Origin of the sequence: Sphingopyxis sp. L1A2A, from assembly GCF_005502465.1 — a bacterium.
Lineage (GTDB): Bacteria > Pseudomonadota > Alphaproteobacteria > Sphingomonadales > Sphingomonadaceae > Sphingopyxis.
The window spans coordinates 1-22,090 of the sequence record NZ_SCOT01000005.1; the positions used below are offsets into that span (position 1 = coordinate 1).

Annotated in this window: 21 protein-coding genes; 5 read left to right on the plus strand and 16 right to left on the minus strand. The window is 62.7% G+C overall.

Annotated elements, in window-relative coordinates:
• Positions 1 to 292: 292 nt before the first annotated feature.
• The 9 genes from FFS68_RS04785 to FFS68_RS04820 form a co-directional block, all read right to left on the minus strand.
• Complete coding sequence (locus FFS68_RS04785; RefSeq protein WP_137752065.1) at positions 293 to 607, minus strand: GIY-YIG nuclease family protein; 315 nt, start codon at positions 605 to 607, stop codon at positions 293 to 295.
• 186 nt (positions 608 to 793) lie between these two features.
• The gene (locus FFS68_RS04790; protein WP_137752066.1) at positions 794 to 2,254 is read right to left on the minus strand and encodes a hypothetical protein; all 1,461 of its coding nucleotides are present in this window, start codon (positions 2,252 to 2,254) and stop codon (positions 794 to 796) included.
• Positions 2,255 to 2,294: 40 nt separating this feature from the next.
• Positions 2,295 to 2,519, minus strand: a complete 225-nt coding sequence (locus FFS68_RS04795) for a hypothetical protein (protein ID WP_137752067.1) — start codon at positions 2,517 to 2,519, stop codon at positions 2,295 to 2,297.
• 124 nt (positions 2,520 to 2,643) lie between these two features.
• On the minus strand, positions 2,644 to 3,708 hold the full coding sequence (locus FFS68_RS04800; RefSeq protein ID WP_137752068.1) for a ribonucleotide-diphosphate reductase subunit beta: 1,065 nt from the start codon (positions 3,706 to 3,708) through the stop codon (positions 2,644 to 2,646).
• Positions 3,709 to 3,818: 110 nt separating this feature from the next.
• Positions 3,819 to 4,013: a hypothetical protein gene (locus tag FFS68_RS04805; RefSeq protein ID WP_137752069.1), complete on the minus strand. Its 195-nt coding sequence runs from the start codon at positions 4,011 to 4,013 to the stop codon at positions 3,819 to 3,821.
• Positions 4,014 to 4,059: 46 nt separating this feature from the next.
• A complete protein-coding gene (locus FFS68_RS04810) occupies positions 4,060 to 6,000 on the minus strand; it encodes a ribonucleoside-diphosphate reductase subunit alpha (RefSeq protein ID WP_137752070.1) in 1,941 nt (646 codons plus the stop codon).
• Between the two features lie 320 nt (positions 6,001 to 6,320).
• Positions 6,321 to 6,491, minus strand: a complete 171-nt coding sequence (locus tag FFS68_RS17800; RefSeq protein ID WP_171003743.1) for a hypothetical protein — start codon at positions 6,489 to 6,491, stop codon at positions 6,321 to 6,323.
• A gap of 220 nt (positions 6,492 to 6,711) precedes the next feature.
• Entirely contained in the window at positions 6,712 to 9,003 is a 2,292-nt protein-coding gene (locus FFS68_RS04815; protein ID WP_137752071.1) for an EAL domain-containing protein, read from the minus strand.
• Between the two features lie 114 nt (positions 9,004 to 9,117).
• On the minus strand, positions 9,118 to 10,860 hold the full coding sequence (locus FFS68_RS04820) for an acyl-CoA dehydrogenase (RefSeq protein ID WP_137752072.1): 1,743 nt from the start codon (positions 10,858 to 10,860) through the stop codon (positions 9,118 to 9,120).
• A gap of 345 nt (positions 10,861 to 11,205) precedes the next feature.
• Here FFS68_RS04820 and FFS68_RS04825 point away from each other — a divergent pair, with 345 nt between their 5' ends.
• On the plus strand, positions 11,206 to 12,138 hold the full coding sequence (locus FFS68_RS04825; RefSeq protein ID WP_137752073.1) for an L-threonylcarbamoyladenylate synthase: 933 nt from the start codon (positions 11,206 to 11,208) through the stop codon (positions 12,136 to 12,138).
• A gap of 103 nt (positions 12,139 to 12,241) precedes the next feature.
• Here the strand turns inward: FFS68_RS04825 and FFS68_RS04835 are convergent, their stop codons facing one another.
• The 3 genes from FFS68_RS04835 to FFS68_RS04845 all read right to left on the minus strand — a co-directional run bounded on the left by FFS68_RS04835 (position 12,242) and on the right by FFS68_RS04845 (position 14,654).
• Positions 12,242 to 13,144, minus strand: a complete 903-nt coding sequence (locus FFS68_RS04835; RefSeq protein ID WP_137752074.1) for a DMT family transporter — start codon at positions 13,142 to 13,144, stop codon at positions 12,242 to 12,244.
• Between the two features lie 192 nt (positions 13,145 to 13,336).
• Positions 13,337 to 14,116: an SDR family oxidoreductase gene (locus tag FFS68_RS04840; RefSeq protein WP_137752075.1), complete on the minus strand. Its 780-nt coding sequence runs from the start codon at positions 14,114 to 14,116 to the stop codon at positions 13,337 to 13,339.
• 10 nt (positions 14,117 to 14,126) lie between these two features.
• Positions 14,127 to 14,654, minus strand: a complete 528-nt coding sequence (locus FFS68_RS04845; protein WP_137752076.1) for a thioredoxin family protein — start codon at positions 14,652 to 14,654, stop codon at positions 14,127 to 14,129.
• A gap of 20 nt (positions 14,655 to 14,674) precedes the next feature.
• Between FFS68_RS04845 and FFS68_RS04850 the strand changes: the two genes are divergently transcribed.
• From FFS68_RS04850 to FFS68_RS04860, 3 genes are all read left to right on the plus strand, one after another.
• Positions 14,675 to 16,192, plus strand: a complete 1,518-nt coding sequence (locus tag FFS68_RS04850; RefSeq protein ID WP_137752077.1) for a carboxyl transferase domain-containing protein — start codon at positions 14,675 to 14,677, stop codon at positions 16,190 to 16,192.
• Between the two features lie 103 nt (positions 16,193 to 16,295).
• Positions 16,296 to 17,429 carry an acyltransferase family protein gene (locus tag FFS68_RS04855; RefSeq protein ID WP_249340016.1) on the plus strand — a complete coding sequence of 378 codons (1,134 nt, stop codon included), beginning with the start codon at positions 16,296 to 16,298 and terminating at the stop codon, positions 17,427 to 17,429.
• 12 nt (positions 17,430 to 17,441) lie between these two features.
• Entirely contained in the window at positions 17,442 to 17,639 is a 198-nt protein-coding gene (locus FFS68_RS04860) for a hypothetical protein (RefSeq protein ID WP_137752079.1), read from the plus strand.
• A 62-nt stretch (positions 17,640 to 17,701) separates the two neighbouring features.
• Here FFS68_RS04860 and FFS68_RS04865 read toward each other — a convergent pair whose 3' ends face one another.
• From FFS68_RS04865 to ispG, 4 genes are all read right to left on the minus strand, one after another.
• Positions 17,702 to 18,169, minus strand: coding sequence for a nuclear transport factor 2 family protein (locus FFS68_RS04865; RefSeq protein WP_137752080.1), 468 nt, complete (start codon positions 18,167 to 18,169; stop codon positions 17,702 to 17,704).
• Between the two features lie 158 nt (positions 18,170 to 18,327).
• On the minus strand, positions 18,328 to 18,810 hold the full coding sequence (locus FFS68_RS04870; protein WP_137752081.1) for a GNAT family N-acetyltransferase: 483 nt from the start codon (positions 18,808 to 18,810) through the stop codon (positions 18,328 to 18,330).
• A gap of 31 nt (positions 18,811 to 18,841) precedes the next feature.
• Entirely contained in the window at positions 18,842 to 19,768 is a 927-nt protein-coding gene (locus tag FFS68_RS04875; RefSeq protein WP_137752082.1) for a hypothetical protein, read from the minus strand.
• Between the two features lie 84 nt (positions 19,769 to 19,852).
• On the minus strand, positions 19,853 to 21,004 hold the full coding sequence (ispG, locus tag FFS68_RS04880; RefSeq protein ID WP_137752083.1) for a flavodoxin-dependent (E)-4-hydroxy-3-methylbut-2-enyl-diphosphate synthase: 1,152 nt from the start codon (positions 21,002 to 21,004) through the stop codon (positions 19,853 to 19,855).
• A gap of 261 nt (positions 21,005 to 21,265) precedes the next feature.
• On the opposite strand from ispG, the gene FFS68_RS04885 reads away from it, so the two are divergent.
• The gene (locus FFS68_RS04885; RefSeq protein WP_137752084.1) at positions 21,266 to 22,015 is read left to right on the plus strand and encodes a TorF family putative porin; all 750 of its coding nucleotides are present in this window, start codon (positions 21,266 to 21,268) and stop codon (positions 22,013 to 22,015) included.
• Positions 22,016 to 22,090 lie beyond the last annotated feature (75 nt).

Sequence of the window (22,090 nt, forward strand, 5' to 3'; positions counted from 1 at the left end):
CATCTGCCAGTTTGGAGCATAGCCGGATAATGTAGGACAGCGGTTTTTGGGGTAGGGTGTGCGAAATAGGATTTTGGGTGTGTGTGGGGCGGTGCGGGGCGGTGCGGGAATTAGTTTTCACGCGAAGGCGCGAAGTCGCGCAGATAAGAAAACACGAAGCACCACCCCTCTTTCGTCACCCCGGACTTGATCCGGGGTCCACGACGCCGGCGCTGGAATGGATGCCGGATCAAGTCCGGCATGACGAATGAGGGGGAGGTGCCGGATGAAGGGGAAGGTGCGGTTGTCGACGTCACCCACCCAACGGCGGCAACCCCAGTTCCTCTGTCAGATCGCGCCATTCCGGGTTCGCCGCCTCGATCAACTCGATCTTCCATTTCCGCTGCCAGTTCTTGATCTGCTTCTCGCGCGTGATCGCGGCGTGCATCGTCCCGGCGAGTTCGAACCAGACGAGCGTTTTGACGCCGTAGCGTTTGGTGAAGCCGTCGAAGCTGCCGCCCTGGTGCTGGCAGATGCGCTGGATCAGGTGCGAGGTGACGCCGGGGTAGAGCGTGCCGTACCGCGCGCTGGCCGTGATATAGACGCAGGGCTGGAAGTCGGCGTGCATGGGGTGGAGGCTAGGGCGGCGATGGACCCCGGATCAAGTCCGGGGTGACGAGGATTGGTGCGGAACGGAGCCTTCTCTTCGTACCGTCATGCCGGACTTGATCCGGCATCCACGCGGCGTGGGACTAATTGGGGATTGTTGCATTTGTCACCGTAATTGCGGCGATCAGCGATGCGACGCGCTGCTCTATCCAGAGATATCGTCCAGCGAATCTATCACGTCCTGGATGTCATTTGGCTGTATTGCCCACCGATATGCTAGATGAATTTCCCATTGAAATCCGAAGTCTATAGCATCATTTGCCAAAAATCGGCGCTGATCGAAATAAGTCCACTTCGCTTTCCCATCACTTTCGCTTCTGGCAATTATAAAGTCAATCTTATACAAAAAAGAAAGTATTGATCTTTCGCTGACCGAAGTTCCCGATCTAAATTCTATTCTAACCTGCTGCCGTATGTTCTTTATTTTATTGATAAGCTGATCTGTCGTAAACTTATAGTTTATCGAAGCATGCTTCTCCTTCTTCGATGGTTTGAATTTCAATAGTACATTTTTAATTTCGGGCATTTCGCTACGAAATTCGTTGACGAGATCTTGTAGTCTTTCATCCGAATAGGCTTCAAATGCTGAGGTGAGGTCTTCGGACTTAATTATAGAATGGCTCGATTTCCCTGCTGCACGAGCGGCGGCATGAAGCAATTTGACCAGGTCTCTCGGGCGCTTTCTGCACAAGGACATGAGGGGAACGGAAACTGGCACGTTTTCCCAAAGCCCGCGGCCGCTATAAATAGGGTCTATAACAGTTGACAGTATCTCTTTTGAAATTCTTGCTTGAGAAAGAGTCGTCAAATCGTTTAAGTTTCTCATATTGAAATAGGTCATCACGCGTATGGTGATCATTCTTAATATTTCATCATTTGACCATTGAAGTCTGATAATATCTTGTTCTATTTTGTCTGTAGATTCATCTGAAGTTCTTACAAGAAAATATACATCGGTTCTCAGTGCAATTCTACATTGTAATCCTTTGTCTGAGTTACAAAGATCTCGAATTGCGTTCAAAAGGGCGGATATATTGGAAATGTCGCTTTGACTCGCCGACCAACCACGATCTATGTCGTCTATATAAACTCTGATAACATTGTCTCGCAAAAATGAATCGGCAATTAAAGCATTAGCCTGATCATTTATATTTGGTTTAATTATTTCGATAGCGCGTCGTATAAAGGCTGTAGCTTTTTGCCCCGCATTTTGAAATTTTTCTTGCGTGGCATTATCTATCGATCCGCTGATCATGGAATCAACGGCTTTTTGAGCAACAATGCGTTTTATTCCAGATTTCCAACGTTCAATTTTTTGGATGAAGGGCTCGTCTGGAGCGGAAGCCATCAATTCAGCTATATCATTAGGCTGAATCTCGACCGCAAGAATATTGTTTTCTTGATCATCCAAAAACGCACGTTTTAGTAACGCAGATTTTCCTACTCCCTTGTGGCCGGTAACAATTCTAAGAGGAAGTGGCGCATTTAAATCATTGTAAGCGCCATTATTAAGAAAATACTCTTTTAGGCGCTCCGGATCTTCACTTTCGGCGTCTTCAGACCCAAACAACTTTCTTACTGTTACGTCATCGAAAGTTATCGCCATGAACTAGCTCCACCCCAAACTGTTTTCCGTTCCTTAAGCGTCAAACCGAAAACCCCCCAGCATTGCGCCGGTTCGAGCTCGCCGCCAGCACCTTTTTGCCCTGCGGGGTCAGCGCCCATTTGGCGCCCTGTTTCACCACCAGCCCCAGCGTGACGAGTTCGTCGCGGATCGGGTCGGTGGGGAGTTGGGGGCGGCGGTTCGACAGGCCTTCGAGCGTCGAACGCTGCGGCTGGCTGAGGATGAGGAGTTTTTGTTTTTCGGTCATTTGGTTGGCCTCTGACTTCTGGTCTTGTGTCTCGGGGTGGCGTTGGTGCCCTCCCCGCTGCGACTAAGGAGCAAGCTCCTAAGTCTCGCTGCCCCTCCCGCGAGCGGGAGGGGTTTTCGCGTGCTTACTCCGCGGCAATCCCCGCTTGTTTGAACATATCCTCGCCGTCGGTTTCGGCGGTGATCGCGGGGGCGAGGTCGTCGTTCGCCTTGGCTTTCTTGCGGTTGTCGAAGCTGGACCAGACATTGTTCCACTCGCCGCGAGTCGCGCCCTTGCTGTATTCGGTCGCGCGGGTTTCGAAGAAGTTGGCGTGCTCGACGCCGTTGAGCAGCGGGGCGAGCCAGGGGAGCGGGTGTTCCTCGATCATGTAGATCGGTGCGAAGCCGAGCTGGCCGAGGCGCCAGTCGGCGATGTAGCGGATGTAGCGCTTGATTTCCTTGGGCGTCATGCCGGGGACGGGGCCCTGTTCGAACGCGAGGTCGATGAACGCATCCTCGAGCCGCACCGTCTTCTGGCAGGTGTCGATGATGTCTTCCTTCACCGCCTTGGTCAGGCAGTCGCGTTCCTTGGTGAAGGTGTGGAACAGCTTGATGATGCCTTCGCAGTGGAGGCTTTCGTCGCGGATCGACCAGCTGACGATCTGGCCCATGCCCTTCATCTTGTTGAAGCGCGGGAAGTTCATCAGCATCGCGAAGCTGGCGAAGAGCTGAAGCCCCTCGGTAAAGCCGCCGAACATCGCGAGGGTGCGCGCGATATCCTCGTCATTGTCGACGCCGAACTGTTGCATATAGTCGTGCTTGGCGCGCATCTCGTCATATTCGAGGAACATGCCATATTCGCTTTCGGGCATGCCGATGGTATCGAGCAGGTGGCTGTACGCCGCGATATGCACGGTTTCCATGTTGCTGAACGCGGTCAGCATCATCTTGATCTCGGTCGGCTTGAACACGCGGCCATATTTGTCGTGGTAGCAATCCTGCACCTCGATATCGGCCTGGGTGAAGAAGCGGAAAATCTGGGTGAGCAGATTGCGTTCATGGTCGCTGATCTTCTGCGCCCAGTCGCGGCAATCCTCGCCCAGCGGCACTTCCTCGGGAACCCAGTGGATCTGCTGCTGGCGCTTCCAGAAATCGAATGCCCAGGGATATTCAAAGGGCTTGTAGGTGTTGCGGGATTCTAGAAGGGGCATGGCGGGCTATCCTCGGTTCTTGTCTTTTGTTTCGTGTCCCCGCGCAGGCGGGGATCCAGTGTGGCTTGGCGCAATCTCGCTCTGGACCCCCGCCTTCGCGGGGGAACACTTTAGATGCCTGCCGCAGATTTGATTTTGCTAAACATTTTCTGTTTCTCGCTTCCAGGGCGAGCCAAAACGAGCACGGAGTTCGTGTGAACGGTCGTGCCGTCGCCCTTTTTGATATCCAGAATCAGGCCTGTCAGCAATTCTTCGAGCCAATCTGCCTTATTGGACAAATCGTCGTCGTGCCGTGCATCGTTCATTTGCTTATCCTAAAAAAGCTGAGCTTTTCGCCTTTGGCGGAAATCATCACTGACACGCCAGGCATTCATCATAATCGGTGGTCTGCAGCTCGTACACCGGGGCTTCGGCGGTGTTGTCGGCCTCGACCCCGCCCGCGAAGCCGGCGCGCTGCACCGATTTGCTGCGGAGATAATAGAGCGATTTGATGCCGAGTTCCCACGCGCGGTAGTGGAGCATGAGCAGATCCCATTTCTCGACGTCCGCCGGGATGAACAGGTTCAGCGAGGCGGCCTGATCGATATAGGGGGTGCGGTCGGCGGCGAGTTCGAGCAGCCAGCGCTGGTCGATCTCGAAGCTGGTCTTGAAGCAGTCCTTTTCGTCCGTGGTCAGGAAGTCGAGGTGCTGGACGCTGCCGCCCTTTTCGAGGATCGAGTTCCAGATATTGTCGCTGTTCTTCGCCTTGTCGACGAGCAGGGCTTCCAAATGCGGATTGCGGATCGAGAAGCTGCCCGAGAGCGTCTTGTGCGTGTAGATGTTCGCCGGGATCGGCTCGATGCACGCGCTGGTGCCGCCGCAGATGATCGAGATCGACGCGGTGGGCGCGATCGCCATCTTGCAGCTGAACCGCTCCATCACCCCCTGATCGGCGGCGTCGGGGCAGGGGCCGCGTTCCTTGGCGAGCAGCATCGACGCCTGATCGACCTGGGCGCGGATATGCTTGAAGACGCGGAGGTTCGACGATTTCGCCATCGCGCCCTCGAACGGCAGGCCGCGCGCCTGAAGGAAGCTGTGGAAGCCCATGACGCCGAGGCCGACGCTGCGTTCGCGGCTGGCCGAATATTTGGCGCGCGCCATTTCGGGCGGGGCGCGGTCGATATAATCCTGAAGGACGTTGTCGAGCATGCGCATGACATCCTCGATGAACATCTTGTCGCCGTTCCACTCGTCCCAGGTTTCGAGGTTGAGCGACGAGAGGCAGCAGACCGCAGTGCGATCATTGCCGAGATGGTCGCGGCCGGTGGGCAGGGTGATTTCCGAGCAGAGGTTCGAGGTGGTGACCTTGAGCCCCAGATCGCGGTGATGCTTGGGCATCATGCGGTTCACCTGGTCGATGAAGATGATGTAGGGCTCGCCGGTCGCGAGGCGCGTTTCGACGAGCTTCTGGAACAGCGAGCGCGCGTCGACGCTGCCGCGCACGCTCTGGTCCTTGGGGCTGCGCAGGTTGAATTCGCCGCCGTCGCGCACCGCTTCCATGAACTCGTCGGTGATCAGCACGCCGTGGTGGAGGTTGAGCGCCTTGCGGTTGAAGTCGCCCGACGGTTTGCGGATTTCGAGGAACTCCTCGATCTCTGGATGGCTGATGTCGAGATAGCAGGCGGCCGAGCCGCGGCGCAGGCTGCCCTGGCTGATCGCGAGGGTCAGGCTGTCCATCACGCGGACAAACGGAATGATGCCGCTGGTCTTGCCGTTGAGGCCGACGGGTTCGCCGATGCCGCGCACGCTGCCCCAATAGGTGCCGATGCCGCCGCCGCGGCTGGCGAGCCAGACATTCTCGTTCCACGTCTCGACGATGCCTTCCAGGCTGTCGGGGACCGAGTTCAGATAGCAGCTGATCGGCAGGCCGCGGCCGGTGCCGCCGTTCGAGAGAACGGGGGTCGCGGGCATGAACCACAGGCGGCTGATATAGTCATAGAGGCGCTGGGCATGCTCCTGATCGTCGGCATAGGCCGACGCGACGCGCGCGAAGAGATCCTGATAGGATTCGCCGGGGAGGAGATAGCGGTCCTCGAGCGTTTCCTTGCCGAAGTCGGTGAGCAGCGCGTCGCGGCTTTTGTCCGTGACGATGTCGAATCGACGCGCGTGGACCTTCGCCTCGCTGCTGTCGTTGAGCTTTGCCGCGGCCGGCGCGTCAGGCGCCGATTCGTTCGCGACCGGCGCTTCATTTTTCGTCAGTTCCACCGTCGCCACGTCGCTCGTCTCCACCCGTTCCGTTTCCCGAAAATCCATCGTAATCGCCCCCGATTTGAACGCGCAACTGGTGCGCTTTGTTCCTGTCTTGTTCGACTCAGGGCGAAGCCCCGGTCTTAGCATCTAAACCGACCCAGGGGGCACTTATTTTGGCCGCACGAAGCACTTTCCCGTGCCCACATGTCGTGGGCGACGGAAATCCGCCAATTTTGGCCAAACACTATTTCTTGGGGTGCCCCCGTGGCCTACCCACCATCTATAGTGCCACGTCGGCGCGATGATGCAAGACGGTAAATGACGGATTAGAGACTCGGTTCGTCGATATTTTGATTCGTCTCGTCGCGGCTGATGCCCGGCCATCAGCGGTAGCGCCAGCGTTTCTGCGGGATAGCACGGGTCGCGGTGTGGTGACGCCCGTCAGCAAAATATTTTGCCTGGCGCGGGGCGGCGATCGACGCCATGCGGACGGCGGCGCGATCGCCGCCAATATCCTCAATGTGCCGCCGGATCGGCACGCGCGCGGCAGGCAAAAAAAAGGGCCCCGGCAATGCCGGAGCCCCTCCTCTAATCCATATCCAGGTTAGGCTTGACCGCCACCGCTATCGGTGCCGCCGCCACCCAGGAATCTCCAAAACCAACCCATAATAAATCTCCTGTCGGCACTGCCCACGAAGAACAGTTAACGGAGCATATACCATCTTTGGTAAGGTAAATCGAGTCTTAACCATAAAATTACCGCCAATCTGGCAGCTATGCGGTGCGGTTTTGCGACGGGGCGGCGAGGGTCGCCGCGAGCTCGGAAAATAATTGAGGTTTGCCAAGATGATAACCTTGACCAACATCACAGCCGAGCTGGTCGAGCAGGGCCATTGTTTCAGCATCTTCAATGCCTTCGGCGACCGCAACGGCGCCCAGGCGATGGGCTAGGTCAATGGTCGACTTAACGACTTCAAGGTTTCGTTGCGAATCGCGCATCGTCATCACGAATCGCTTGTCGATCTTGATTTCGTCGGCTTCGATTTCGGTCAGATATTCGAGGTTTGACTGGCCGGTGCCATAATCGTCGATCGACAGGCGGATGCCGGTGCGGCGGAGCTGGGCGAGTGTCTGGCGTGCCTGGCGGCTGTTTTCGATCTGCGCGGTTTCAGTGATCTCGATGGTCAGGATTTCGGGCGGCAGATGGTGCGCAGTCAGCATGACGCGGATCGTGCCGACAAGGTCGCTATGGTCGAGCAGCGTGGCCGACAGGTTGACCGACATGTTGATCCGGTGGCCGCGCTCGTGGAGCTGCGCGGCCGACCGGATCGCCTGATCCATCACAAACAACGTCAGGCGATAGATGTCCTGGCTCTTTTCGGCCTGGACGATGAACTCGTCGGGCGGGATCGGGCCGCGCGTCGGGTGCGTCCAGCGCGCTAGAGCCTCGACCCCAACCAGTGTACCGGTCGCGATCGCATATTGCGGCTGGAAGGCGACCCAGATATCGCCGCCGGTCAGTGCATCCTCGAGCTGCGAGTGGAAGCTCAATTGCCAGCCAGCATCGTCCTTTTGGCGCGGCACATATTTCGTCCACAGCGCGCGGGTGCGGATCGCACGTTCGGCAGCGACCAGTGCCGCGGCAAGGCGCTGCGCATTCGATCCCTCGAACTCGTCGTTGACCCCGAAGGCGATGGCGACGTCGACGCGCAATTCGCCGATCGTGAGCGGGGCGTTGAAGAGCGCGGCGAGCCCCGCCAGCTGCCCCTCGATCTGGCTGTGCTGATAATAGGGAACGAGCCATGCAAAAGTGCCGTCGAGATCGTGGTGGAGCGTCGTGCCCTGCGACGCCAGTTGCAGGCGGCGGGTGACCTGTTCGACCAGCTTGCCGATCCCGTCGCCGGGAATGAAGGCGGCGAGATCCTCGAAATTGACGACTTTCGCGGCAACGACCGTCGCGCTGCCGAACGACGCCTGCGACCGCAGTGCTTCGAAATTGGGCAGACCGGAGATCGGATTTTCGCGTTGTGCCGAATCGCGGCGGCGGGTGCGTGACACATTTGTACCGATCGCGGCGATGAAGAACAGTGCTGCACCGATCCAGACCGTTACAAGCATGAAACTCAGCGCAATCTTCGCTGCAATCAACAGAGCCGTTATCGCGACGGTCAAAGGCGTAAAGCCGCGACTTACGCGCGCGAACAATGCTGCGACAATGATTGCGACGACGAACAGAAACGCCGGAATCCAACCAACATCGACCGGATTTCCCCGTTTCAGCGTTTCTGCGGCTATCAGGTGAATATATCCGCCTGGAAGCCGATTATGGCCGGGAAGAAAGAAGGAATCTTGGAAATTGGGTGCAGTTGGCGCGAAAATGACATCCTTGCCAGCGAGTTCGCGAGCGCCGACCTTGCCGTTCGCGACGTCGGCAGCACTATAGGCCGTGATCGTTGCCGGATCATAGGAAAAGTCGAGGCGAAAGGTCGCCGGTGTCGCGCTGGTTTTTTCGGCGATCATCGATGCGAAACTGGGCAGCAGGCGGCCATCCGCAACATAGCTGATCGGAACGCGCCAGATCTGCCAGAACTCGGTTTCCCATGCGATGCTGGCGATTGGCACATTTACGCCGAAGGCGGGGCTGGGGAAAGTTGATATGTTTTCGTTGGTTCCCGGCGCCGACCGCGTCGGCACGGCCAGAACGACGCGATCACCCATCCGCCTTACCGCATCGGTGAGCGTCGGGAAGTCGCGATCTTTTTCGCGACGATCGAAATAGAAATCGACAAAAAGGCGCCGGGCTCCGGCGGCATTTACCGCATTGATTACAGCGGCATAGTGCATAGGCGAATAATCGCGGTTGGGCGATTGATCGAGGGTCTTGGCGTCGAGCGCGACCACGACAATGTCCCCCGACACCGGTCGCCATGCAACGCGGCCCACCGCCGCTTCGATGACGCGATCGACCGGTTCTGTAATCGACGACAGTCCCGCCGCGATGCTGAGCAACAGCGACAGGGCAATCGTCCGCCAGCTGATGATCAGATTTTTGACCGGAATGGGCACGCACGTCTCCAGCAATTGCCGGTCGTGCCTAGTCTCAGATGGTTATCATCGCGTTAATCATGAACAAATTCTTGCCCATGCTGATCCTCGAAAACTGTTTTGAATCCGCGCGTTTCAGGCGATTGTCGGTAAGGGAGCGAGCGTCGCGTCGCCGGCCAGGGCGGAGGCGGCCAGCCCGGTTGCCGCGGGCACGATTTGCTGCAGATAAAAGCGCGTCGAGGCGATCTTTGCCTCCAGAAAGACGCGGTCGCCGCTGCCGCTTTCGAGCGCCGCCTTTGCCGCCTGGTGCTGGATCGCCATCAGCCAGCCGCAGGTCGCGGTCGCGAGCATGGTGAGATAGGGATAGCTTCCCGCGAGCCGGTCGCCGGTGTTCGCCGTCACCATCCAGTCGGTGACCGCGCGACAGGCATCGGCGAGCTGCTGAAGCTCCGGAAAATCGGCGGCGCCGTGCGCGATGTCGTCGATCAGGCCGCGGACCAGATCGCCCCCCGCCATGCCGAGCTTGCGGCCGACCAGATCAGCGGCCTGGATGCCGTTGGTGCCTTCGTAAATCGGCGCGATGCGGGCGTCGCGATAATGCTGCGCAGCGCCGGTTTCCTCGATAAAGCCCATGCCGCCATGGACCTGAATCCCCAGGCTGGCGACCTCGCAGCCGATGTCGGTCGCGTGCGCCTTGACCAGCGGGATCAGGATTTCGGCGCGCATCGCGGCGGCTTCGTCGCCGAGCTTGCCAAAGTCGATCTGCGCCGCGGCATAGTAAGTGAGCGCGCGCGCGGCCTCGGTCTGGGCGCGCATCCGCCACAGCATGCGGCGGACGTCGGGGTGCTGGTCGATGGTGACCGGCGAGCGGTCGGCGGTGCCCGCGAGCGCCGACTGGACGCGTTCGGCGGCGAAGTGCTGCGCCTGCTGGGTCGCGCGCTCGGCGATCTGGATGCCCTGACAGCCGATCATCAGGCGGGCGTTGTTCATCATCACGAACATCGCGCGCATACCGCCCATTTCGGCGCCGACGATCTCGCCAAGGCAATCCTCGTCCTCGCCATAGATCATCACTGCGGTCGGCGAGCCGTGAATGCCGAGCTTATGCTCGATCGACGCGCAGCGGACGCCGTTCGCGTGCGCGGGCTTGCCGCCCGCATCGAGGCGAAATTTGGGGACGAGGAACAGCGAAATGCCGCGCGTGCCCTCGGGCGCGCCGGGGGTGCGGGCGAGGACGAGGTGGACGATATTGTCGGTGAGGTCATGCTCGCCAAAGGTGATGAAGATCTTTTGCCCCTTGATCTTGTACAGCCCGGCATGGTCGCCCTCGGTGACCAGTTCAGCGACCGTGCGCAGCGCGCCGACGTCGCTGCCCGCGGCGGGCTCGGTCAGGTTCATCGTGCCGTTCCACTCGCCGGTGATCAGCTTGGGCAGCCAGGTCTGGCGCTGTTCCTCGGTGCCATAGGCCATCAGCGCGTGGATCGCGCCGGGGGTGAGGATGCTGCAGAGCGAGAAGCCCATGTTGGCGCTGCCGAGCGCCTCGATCACCACCGTCGCGAGGGTGAAGGGCAGATCCTGGCCGCCATATTCGCCAGGGCCGTCGATGCTGCCCCAGCCGGCCTCGACGAACTGCCTGTACGCTTCCCTGAACCCCGGCGGCATGATGACCTTGCCGTCTTCCCATTTGGGGTTGTGGACGTCGCCAACACGGTTGAGCGGGGCGTAAACCTCGGCCGCGAATTCGCCGATGCCGGTGACGATCGCTTCGACCATGTCGGGGGTCGCGGCGGCGAATTTGTCATGCGCCGCCATCGCGTCGATGCGCGCGATATGGTCGAGGACGAAGAGTTGTTCGGTGGTCGGCGGTGTGTAGGTCATAAAGGGTCAGCATCCCTTGCTGGCACGGTCGAGGCGTCGAAATGGCGAAGATATCGCTTTCGCGTGGCCGCCGCAGATGGTGGTTCCATCTGCAAGGCCGCGTGGAAGCGAGGTCGAAGCCATTTCGGCGTCCCTGCGGGATTTGGCCGATTTTGTCCATGGCGGCGTCAGCGAGACTTGAAGTATCGACATACTGCGGCGCCTCGCGTCCTAGCCCTGAACAAAATCGACTCAAACCTCGACCGCGCCAGCAAGGGATGCTGACCCTGCTCCCCGCTTTTGCTGGCGATTCTGTGGTGGCCGCGGCTATAGCGCGGCATGGCGAAGGGTCAAACGAACGACAGCATGGCGACCGAGGTCTTGCCGTTTAACACGGATGCGATAGCGCGCGCCGCGGCGCTGGTTGGCGCGGGGCAGCCGGTCGCGGTGCCGACCGAGACGGTCTATGGGCTCGCTGCCGACGCGCGCAACCCGCAAGCAGTGGCGCGGATTTATGCCGCAAAGGGGCGCCCCGATTTCAATCCGTTGATTGTCCATGTGCCCGAACTGGCGGCGGCGGAGCGGTTGGGGGTGTTTGGCGCGGCCGAGCGGGCGCTGGCGGCGGGCTTCTGGCCCGGACCGCTGACGTTGGTGGTGCCGCGCCGCGCCGATTGCCCGGTCGCGAGCATTGCGACGGCGGGGCTGGACACGATCGCGCTGCGGGTGCCGGGGCACCGGGCGATGCAGGCATTGCTGGCGGCGACAGGCGCGCCGCTGGCCGCGCCGAGCGCCAATGCGAGCGGGGGGGTGAGCCCGACGAAGGCGGGGCATGTGCTGGCCACGCTGGACGGGCGGATCGCGCTGGTGATCGACGATGGGCCGACGACGGCGGGCGTCGAGTCCACCATCGCGCGCGTCAAGGACGGGGCGGTCGAGGTGCTGCGGCCGGGGCCGGTGACGTCCAACATGCTGGCCGAGGCGAGCGGGCTAGTCGTTGCGGGCGTCATGGGATCGGAGGTCGTCGCGCCGGGGATGCTCGCGAGCCATTATGCGCCGGGCAAGCCGGTGCGGCTGGGGGCGGTGGATTTTGCGGATGATGAGTTCGGGATCGGGTTCGGGGCGGTCGCTGGCGATTATGTTCTGAGCGAGGCGGGCGATCTGACCGAGGCAGCGGCGCGCTTGTTCGATGCGTTGCACGCGGGCGCGGCGAGCGTGAAGGCGCGGATTGCGGTGGCGGCGGTTCCAAGCGATGGGCTGGGTGCGGCGATCAATGATCGGTTGGCGAGGGCGGCGGTTTAAAAAAGTCCGTTCGCATCGAGCGAAGTCGAGATGCCGCTCAGTCATGCACTGACGATGGGTGTCTCGACTTCGCTCGACACGAACGGAGATAGGGGCCGCTAGGCTAAGCCGCCGCCGGCTCGATGGGATCGAGCTGCGGGGTTTTCCTTGCCACGATCAGACAGCCGACGACGATCAGCCCCGCGCCGGCGATCGTCGGCCAGGTCACCGCCTCGTCGAAGAACATCGACCCGAACAGCATCGCCCACAGAAAGCCGGTATATTCGGTGGTCGCCAGAATCTGCGCCTCGGCGCGGGCATAGGCCCAGCTGAGCAGCAGCAGCGAGGTGACCGCGAGGATTGCGGCGCCAAGGATGTGCGGGGCGTGCTCGCCGCCGGGAACCGCGAGCAACCACGGGGCGCCAAGCGCCAGGATCAGCGCGACGAAGCCGTTCTGGAAAAAGGCGATCTCCATCGGCTCGGCCATCTTCGCCTGCCGCCGCGCGAGGATGAGATTATAGGCATAGAGCAGCGCCGAGCCGACGACCGCCGTGACCGCCCACAGCGCATCGGGCGCATAGTCGCCGCGCCCCAGCTTGCCCGCGACGATGACGATCACCCCGGCGATGCCGAGCAATGAGGCGATGATCGAGCGCGGGCCGATCCGTTCGCCCAGGAAAATCGCCGCCATATAGAGCGTCGCCAGCGGCGCGATGAAGGCGATCGCGATCGCCTCGGCCATCGGCAATCGCGCCAGCGCCCAGAAAAAGCTGACCGCCATGCCCGCGACGAACAGCGAGCGGACGGCGTGGATACGAAGCGTGGCGCGGTCGGGCATCGCGGGGCGCGACGCGAAATAAAGCGCGCCGCTGAGGATCGTCCCGGCCCCGGTGCGCCACAGGACGGCGTTGTAAGCGCCGATGTCGATCGACAGCCCCTTCATCAGGACGTCCATCGCCGAAAAGGTCGCGATGCCCGCGCAGGCGATGAGGAACGGGATGACAGGAGAGGGCGAATCGGGACGCATGGTGGGGCTGTACCTTGCCTTCTCTCCTTCGGGGAGAAGGATATGGAGCCTTACCGCGAAGCGGTGAGGCGGAGTTGGATGAGGGTTGGGACTTTGCAGGCGATGGTGAAGCTGGCTGACCCTCACCCAGCTTCAGCTAGGCGGCAAGCCGCCAAGCTTTCGCAACCCTCTCCCCCAAGGGGAGAGGGAATATCACCGAAACGTCGCTTGTCCCGCCCCGTCAATGTTGAGTTTCTGGCCCGAGCAGTAGGAATTCGCGTCGCTGACGAACCAGACGACCGCGGCGGCGACGTCGGCGGGGACGGCGACGCGGCCGAAGGGCATTTTGGCGGCGAGATGCTGGATGTCGTCCTGACCGGTGATCGCGCGCGACAGTTTTTCGCCCATGTCGCTAACGGTGAGCGCGGGGGCGACGATGTTGACGCGGACGCCGTTCGCCAGCTCTTCCTTGGCGAGCGCATAGGCCAGCGCCTCGCCCGCGGCCTTGGCCATGGTGTACGGTGCGCCGTTCGGTGAGTGGGTGTAGGTCGCGATGCTGGAGATGACAATGATGTCGCTGCGCTTGTGGGTGCGCAGCTGTGGCAGCGCAAGGCGGCTCAGGCGGTGCGGGCCGCCGGCGTGGACGGCGAAGAGTTTGTCGACTTCTTCGGGGCTGGTGTCGGCGACCGACCGGCCGCGGCTGGCGATGCCAGCGTTGTTGACCAAAATCGACATCGGTCCGAAATCGGCTTCGACTGCGGCAACCATCGCGGCACAGGCGGCTTCGTCGGTGACCGACGCCTGATAGGCTTTTGCCTTGCGACCCAAGGCGGTGATCGCGGCGACGGTTTCGGCGGCTTCCTGCGCGCCGCGGGTGTAGTTGACCGCGACGTCGGCGCCCGCTTCGGCCAGCCCGATCGCGATCCCGCGCCCGATCCCGCGCGAGGCGCCGGTGACGAGCGCGATGCGGCCCGCAAGATTCCTGTCGGCCATGCGTCTCTCCCTATTGCATCAGTTCGTTGTAAATCTCGTCGTCGCTGCGGCTGGCGGCGTTGCGCCACTTGGGTGCGGCCTTGCGGTTGAGGACGGTGCCGTCGGCGGTCAGGATCGCGACGGTCGGGGTGCCCTTGATCTTTTTGAACCCGAAGCGTTTCGGCACCGCGGGGTTGCGGCCAAGCCCGCGGACGTGCGGCATGCCGATGTCGGCATAGACGATGGTGTAGCGATCGCGGACGGGTGCGAAGCGGTCGGTGGCGATCAGATTGGCGAGCCAGGCGCTGTCGTGGCAGCCGCCGGTGCCCATCACCAGCAGGACGCGCGCCCCCGATTGCGTCGCGCTGGCGAGCGCGGCGTCGATGGCGGGCATGGGATTGGGGTCGAAGGCGGCGCTTTGATAGGCGTCTTCGATGCCGGGCAGGGTGCGCGGCTCGCTGGCCGCGGCAGGGGCGAGCGCGAGCAAGGCGGCCGCGAGCGGGAGGGGGATGATGCGCTTCATCCGCCGACGATAGGTTTTGCATGACGTTTCCGTCAACGTCAGTTAGCCTTTGCCCCATGAGCTGGAAAAAAGAAGTGGGCGAACTGGGCCAACGCCGCGCGATGGCCGAGAAGATGGGCGGCGAAGAAAAGGTCGCGCGGCAGCATGGGCGCGGCAAGATGGACGCGCGGGCGCGGCTCGCGGGGATCGTCGATGCGGGCAGTTTTCGCGAGATCGGCAAGATCGCGGGGCGCGGGCGCTATGGGGCCGACGGCGAACTCGAAGACCTCGCCGCGAGCAATTTCATCTTTGGCCGCGCGAATATCGACGGCCGGCCGGTGGTTGCGTCGGCCGACGATTTCACCGTGCGCGGCGGTGCGGCGGATGCGGCGCTGCACCGCAAGTTCGTGCAGTGCGAGGCGATGGCGCATGAATATCGCCTGCCGCTGATCCGGATGATCGACGGCACCGGCGGCGGCGGGTCGGTCAAGACGCTGGAGGATATGGGCTATACCTATATCCCGCACGTCCCCGGGTGGCACGAGATCATTGCCAACCTCGACACGGTGCCGGTGGTGGCGCTGGCGCTGGGGCCGACCGCGGGGCTGGGCGCGGCGCGGGTCGTCGCGAGCCATTATAGCGTGATGGTGCGCGGGCTGTCGCAGCTGTTCGCTGCGGGGCCGGCGGTCGCGGCGGCGATCGGCGATACGCTCGACCGCGAGGAGCTGGGCGGCAGCGACGTCCATACGCGCAATGGGGTGGTCGATGACGAGGTCGCGAGCGAGGCCGAGGCGTTCGCGGCGGCGCGGCGGTTCCTGTCCTATCTGCCGTCGTCGATCCACGACCGCGCGCTGCGCACCGCATGCAGCGATCCAGTTGATCGGCGTGAGGAGAGCCTGCTGGCGGCGGTGCCACGCGAGGCGAAGCAGGTCTACGCGATGCGGCGGATCGCCGACGCAGTGTTCGACCGCGGCAGCTTTTTCGAGATGGGTGCGCGTTGGGGCCGCGCCGTCATCACCGCCTTTGCGCGGCTCGACGGCTATCCGGTCGCGGTGCTCGCGAGCGACCCTTCGTACCTCGGCGGATCGTGGGACGCGAAGACGAGCGAGAAGGCCGAACGCTTCGTCAAGCTGGCCGACCAGTTCCGGCTGCCGATCGTGCATCTGGTCGACAATCCGGGTTTCATGATCGGAGGCGAGGCCGAGCGGACGGGGACGATCCGTTACGGGGTGCAGGCGATGAACGCGATCTACCGCGCGACGGTGCCGCTGGCGTCGGTGGTGGTGCGCCGCGCTTACGGGATCGCGGGCAGCGCGATGTCGAACGCCGAGCGCTTTCAATATCGCTTTGCCTGGCCGTCGGGCGACTGGGGCAGCCTGCCGATCGAGGGCGGGGTCGAGGTCGCGTATAAGAGCGAGCTGGAGGCGGCGGACGATCCGGCGGGGCATCTGGCGGCGATCCGTGAGCGATTGAACCGGGTTCGCAGTCCGTTCCGCACCGCCGAGAAATTCGGGGTCGAGGATATTATCGACCCGCGCGACACGCGGCCGTTGCTGTGCGAGTTTGCCGAATTGGCGTGGCGGGTGGTGAAGTAGATATATCCACTATCGTCATCCCGGACTTGATCCGGGATCCATTTGCGCGATGTTGCATGGATCCCGGATCAAGTCCGGGATGACGAATGTTGGGGGGATCGGCATGACCACTGGGCGCCACCACGGTATGGACTGGCTGCGGATCGGGGCGTTTGCGCTGCTGATCCTTTATCATATCGGGATGTATTTCGTGCCGTGGGGCTGGCACGTGAAAATTTCCCAGCCGCTCGATTGGGTTACGATCCCGATGCTGGCGACCAACAGCTGGCGGCTCGCGCTGCTGTTCCTGGTGTCGGGCTATGCGAGCGCGGCCTTGTTCGCGAAATTGGGCGGCAGCGGGGCGTTCGCGCGGTCGCGCAGCGCGCGGCTGCTGATCCCGCTGATCTTTGCGATGATCGTCATCATCCCGCCGCAACCGTGGATCGAACTGGTCGGCCAGCATGGCTATCCGCACGGTTTCGGCTATTTCTGGCGCCACGATTATTTCGGCTTTCACAAGCTGGCGGGGATCGACCTGCCGACGTGGCAGCATTTGTGGTTCGTCGTCTATCTGTGGGTTTATACGATGCTGGCGGCGTTGCTGGCCGCGCTCATCCCCGCGGCGGCCCGGGCGCGGATCGCCGACGGTGCGGCGCGAGTGCTGGCGGGCTGGGGCGTGCTGGTCTGGCCGCTCGCGGTCTGGCTGCTGATCTATGCGCTGTTCCCCGATCATGACGAAACCCACGCGCTGTTCAACGACGGGCCGTCGCATCTTCATTATTTGACGCCCTTTTTCGTCGGCTGGCTGCTGCGCGTCCGCCCGCAGTTGTTCGATGCGGTCGCGCGCTGGTGGAAAGTCGCGCTGCTGCTCGCGGTGCTCGCCGTTGTGCCGGTCGCCTGGATCGAATGGGCCTGGCCGGGCGACACGATCGCCCCCGACTGGGTGTTCCTGCCCTATCATGTCGCGCGGCAGGTCAATGGCTGGATGGCGATTGTCGCGCTGATCGGGATCGCCGACGCCAAGTGGAACCGCGACCATCCGCGGCGCGCGATGCTGGCCGAGGCGGTGTTCCCCTTTTACATCATCCACCAGACGATCATCGTCGTCGTCGGCTGGTATCTGCTCGGGGCCGGGGTCGCCGCGCTGCCGTCTTTCCTGATCCTGCTGGCGGCGACGGTGACGGGGTGCTGGCTTTTCTATGCGATCGGGCGCAGCATCGGCTGGCTGCGGCCGTTGATCGGCTTGCAACGCCAATAGGGGGAGATCATCATGGGTGCATTAAAGGGCGTTCTCGCGATCGTCGGGATCGCGATGATATTGGTCGGCGGGCTGTGGGCGCTGCAGGGGCTCGACATCGTGCGTTGGCCGGCGAGCAGCTTCATGCTGGGCGACACGGCGTGGACGCGCAACGGCGTCGTGCTCGCGGTCGTCGGCATTTTTCTGGTCTGGTTCGCGCGCAAGCGCTGACGCGATCGCGGGCGGCGGCTACGCCCGGCCGGGGTAGCCGCCGCCCGCTTCGGCTGTGGATCCTAGTCGCCGAGTGCGAAGCTCGACGAGGACAGGAATTTCCAGCCGGTGCCGCTGCGCACCAGCGTTTCGACGATCGCTTCCTTGTCCCAATTGGGCTTGTCGGTGCCGCGCTGGCTGACGATGGTCAGCGCATAGGTGACGACCGCGGTGTCGCCGCTGAGCGAGATCGACTGCGGGCTCAGCTCATATTGGACGACCTTGCCCTGCGTATTTTGGAACTTGGTCCAGCGGACCGCCGAATCCTTGCCGCGCGGGGCGGCAAATTCGGACGACCACACCACCATCTGCGGATCGGCGTAGTTGGCGGGCCATTTGCCGTTCTGCGCGACGTCGTCGGCCCAGCTTTGTTCGATGACCTTCCACGCCTCGGTCTGCTGCGCCGACCAGGTCGGCATCTGGGCGCTGGCGAGCGGCGCCGCGGCCAAAACGAAAAGGGCCGCCGAAGCGGCGAACAATTTGTTGTACATGGCATTTCCCCTGTTGTCGTGCGCTCCCGCGGGGGGAGGGCGACTCGTTCGCAATCGCGCGAACCCGGTGCGGCCCGGGGGTCAGGAAAGCATGAACGCGGGGGCGTGGCAAACGGCCAGAAGAGGTATCCGCGACCGCGAAATTTGCGGAGTGTGCGTCAGTCCGCCCCGGCGAGTCCGGCCAGCGCCGCGCCGTCGACGCGCATCACCGTCCACTCGTCCATCAGCCGGGCGCCGAGGTTTTGGTAAAAGCCGATCGCCGGGGCGTTCCAGTCGAGGACGCTCCATTCGAGCCGCGCGCAATCGCGGGTGACGCAGAGCTGCGCCAGATGGGCGAGCAGTGCCTTGCCGAGCCCCGATCCGCGCGCCGCGGGGCGCACGAACAGATCCTCCAGATAGATGCCGGGGCGTCCCTCGAAGGTCGAGAAATTGTGGAAGAACAGCGCGAAGCCCTGCGGCGTGCCGTCGAGTTCGCCGATCACCACCTCGGCATAGGGGCGCGGGCCGAACAGCTTTTCGCCGAGCGTCGCCGCGTCGAAGCGCACGGCGTCGGCGAGCTTTTCATAATCGGCGAGGTCGCGGATGAACTGCGCGATCAATGGCAGGTCGGCGGGGGTGGCAGGGCGGATGGTGACGGCCATCTGTGCTCTGTGTCGCGCGCTGTCGCCGCTGTCAAACCGCCAGCTTGTGGAGCGCGCAGCTGGTGGCGAAGCCGAGCCCGCGTTTGAGCGCCGGATAGGCCGTGACAGTGGCAGCGGTCAGCGCCATTTCAAAACGTGCGGGGCGGCCATATAGCGTCTCGACCCTCGCGCCATGGTCATCGGCCGCCGCGTCGTGGCGCGCAATGGCTGCGCCGAAAGCGAAGGCGTCGGCCAGATCGGCCGGCGGCTCGCTTGCAAGCAGGCGGTTGATCGTATCGCGCGGGACGCCGTCGCCGCGTGCGCTATCGGCCGCGATCAGTGCGCAGGGGCCGCAATCGGCGGCAAGCGTCGCGCCGATCCGCGCGGCATGGAATGCATCGGCGGGGGCGGCGTGGCGGTGCGCGGTGACAGGCATGAAATGCTGGAATTTTTCGGCGGCGTGGCCGGGCGCGGCGATCAGGTCGGCCAGATAAGGGCTGTTGCCGCCGGTCGCCTTGTCCGCCGCCCGAGCGAACAGGCGTGGCGGGATGCCCGCGGGGGCGATCCGCTGGCGCGCGAACAGGATCGCCAAGGCAGCGATCACCAGCAACGGATGCCCGACCACGCCCGGCGCATCGGCCCAGAATGTTGCGGGGCCGCAGATCCCGGCGAGAACCTCATAGATATGGAGCAACCCGTGCAGCGTCAGCCACAGCCCGCCAACCAGCGCGGCGCGCCAGCGCAGCACCGGGTGCGCGGCGGCGTAGAGCAGGATCAGCCCAGAACCCAGATAGGCGAGGCCGATGTCGCGGATGAAATGCGCGTTCGGCGGCCCGGTGGTGATGACGGTGGGCAGAAAGACATACCATTCGAGCGGATTGGCGAGCATGAAACCGCCGTTGGCAATCGCGACGACCGCAGCGATCAGCAGCAACAGCTGGACCAGCCGGTCCAGCGTATCGAATTTGCCCAGCATCATGTTTCCCCCTCGATTGTCGCGCGGGATGCTTAGGCAGCGGCAGCAGCAATGTAAAAGTCCAAGATGTACCCGGGTCCAGAACCGTCAGGCCGCCTTGCCGTGCAGCGTGTCCATGCTCACCGAACTGCCCGCGTCGATCTCGGCCGCCTTGGCTTCGACCAGCTTGACGACATGCGCGATCATGTCGGCGTCAGCGATCGTGTGGTCGGTGACCCCCGACAGATAGACCATATGTTTGCCGTTGCCGCCGCCGGTGATGCCGATGTCGGTTTCGCGCGCCTCGCCGGGGCCGTTGACGACGCAGCCGAGGACCGAGAGCGACATCGGGGTCTTGATATGGCTGAGCGCGTCTTCGAGCGCCTGAACGGTGCGGATGACGTCGAAGCCCTGGCGCGCGCAGCTGGGACAGCTGACGACGCGGACGCCGCGGGTGCGCAGGCCGAGCGATTTCAGGATTTCGTAGCCGACGCGCACTTCTTCCTCGGGTTCGGCCGAGAGCGACACGCGGATCGTGTCGCCGATGCCGGCCCACAGCAGATTGCCGATGCCGAGCGCCGATTTGACGGTGCCGCCGATCAGCCCGCCAGCCTCGGTGATGCCGAGGTGGAGCGGGCAGTCGACCGCGTCGGCGAGCTGGGCATAAGCGGCGACCGCGAGGAAGACGTCGCTGGCCTTCACCGCGACCTTGTAATCGTGGAAATCATGGTCCTGGAGCAGCTTGATATGGTCGAGCGCGCTTTCGACCAGCGCCTCGGGGCAGGGTTCGCCATATTTTTCGAGCAGGTCTTTTTCGAGGCTGCCGGCGTTGACCCCGATGCGGATCGCGCAGCCGTTTGCTTTTGCTGCCCGGACGACCTCGCCGACGCGCTCGCTGCTGCCGATATTGCCGGGGTTGATGCGCAGGCAGGCGGCACCGGCGTCGGCGGCTTCCAATGCGCGCTTATAGTGGAAATGGATGTCGGCGATGATCGGGATGCGCGCCGCGCGCACGATCTTGCCCAGGGCCGCGGTCGATTCGGTGTCGGGGCACGACACGCGGATCAGGTCGGCGCCCGCTTCCTCGCAGCGGCGGATCTGGTCGATCGTCGCCACCGCGTCGCTGGTCAGCGTGTTGGTCATCGTCTGCACGCTAATCGGCGCGCCGCCGCCGACCGGGACGTTGCCGACCATGATCTGGCGGCTGGTGCGCCGCGCGATGTCGCGCCAGGGGCGCAGGCCGGGGTTGTGATCGCTCATGGTTTCGGGCTCGATCGAGAGGGGAGGATGTGCCGCTCTTTAGCGGTCCGGCGGGCGAATGGCAAAGCCAAGCATGGCCCGCGCCGCTGTTGCGCGAAAGTCACACTCTGAGGCGGAATCGGTGCCGCGCGCAATTTTCGTTTGTGCATTGCAGCAAAATCGGCAATTTTGAACGCGTTCGTCGTCACAGGCCCGTACCAAGAGGCGTGGACACGGACAGCAGGCCGGGACGATCCGTTTTTTTCTTTAGGGGGATCACCCATGAACTTTCTTACCAAAGCGTGTTTCGGCATGCTGCTTGCCGCGTCGGCGCTGTCGACGCCCGCTTTCGCCCAGGAAGAAGAAGCCAGCGGCCCGTTCTCGCTTTCGGGCGGCATTTCGGTCACGTCGGATTATCGTTTCCGCGGCATTTCGCTGTCGAACGAAAAGGTCGCCGTTCAACCGACGCTGACCGTCAGCCACGAAAGCGGCTTTTATGTCGGCGCCTGGGGCTCGTCGCTTCCCGACAGCCCGCTCTATGGCAAGTTCGAGCTCGACCTTTACGGCGGATTTGCGACCGAGATCGCCCCCGGCACCACCGTCGACATCGGCGCGACCTATTATGTGTATCCGGGCAATCAGGACTTCGCCGGGCCGAGCGACTATGTCGAAATCATCGGCAAATTGTCGCATGACATCGGCCCCGTGTCGGCGACCGGGATGGTGGCTTACGCCCCGGACCAGAATTCGCTGGGCAGCCAGGACAATGTCTACCTGAACCTTGGCCTGGGCTATGGCATCGCCAACACGCCGGTGACGCTGACCGCCGGGCTCGGTTATACCGACGGCTCGCTTGGTGCCCTGGCGCCCAACGGCAATTATCTCGACTGGTCGCTCGGCGCATCGCTCGCCGCCGGCCCGGCGACCTTCACGGTCCAATATATCGATACCGACATCAAAAAGTCGGGGATCAAGGCCGTTGATACATTGTTCGATCCAACCGTGGTCTTTACGCTGGGCGTTTCCTTCTGATCGCCTAGCGGGTCAGCGATCACGCGCTAAGGGGGCGGCTTCGGGGGAGGCCGCCCCCTTTTTCGTCCGCGCGAT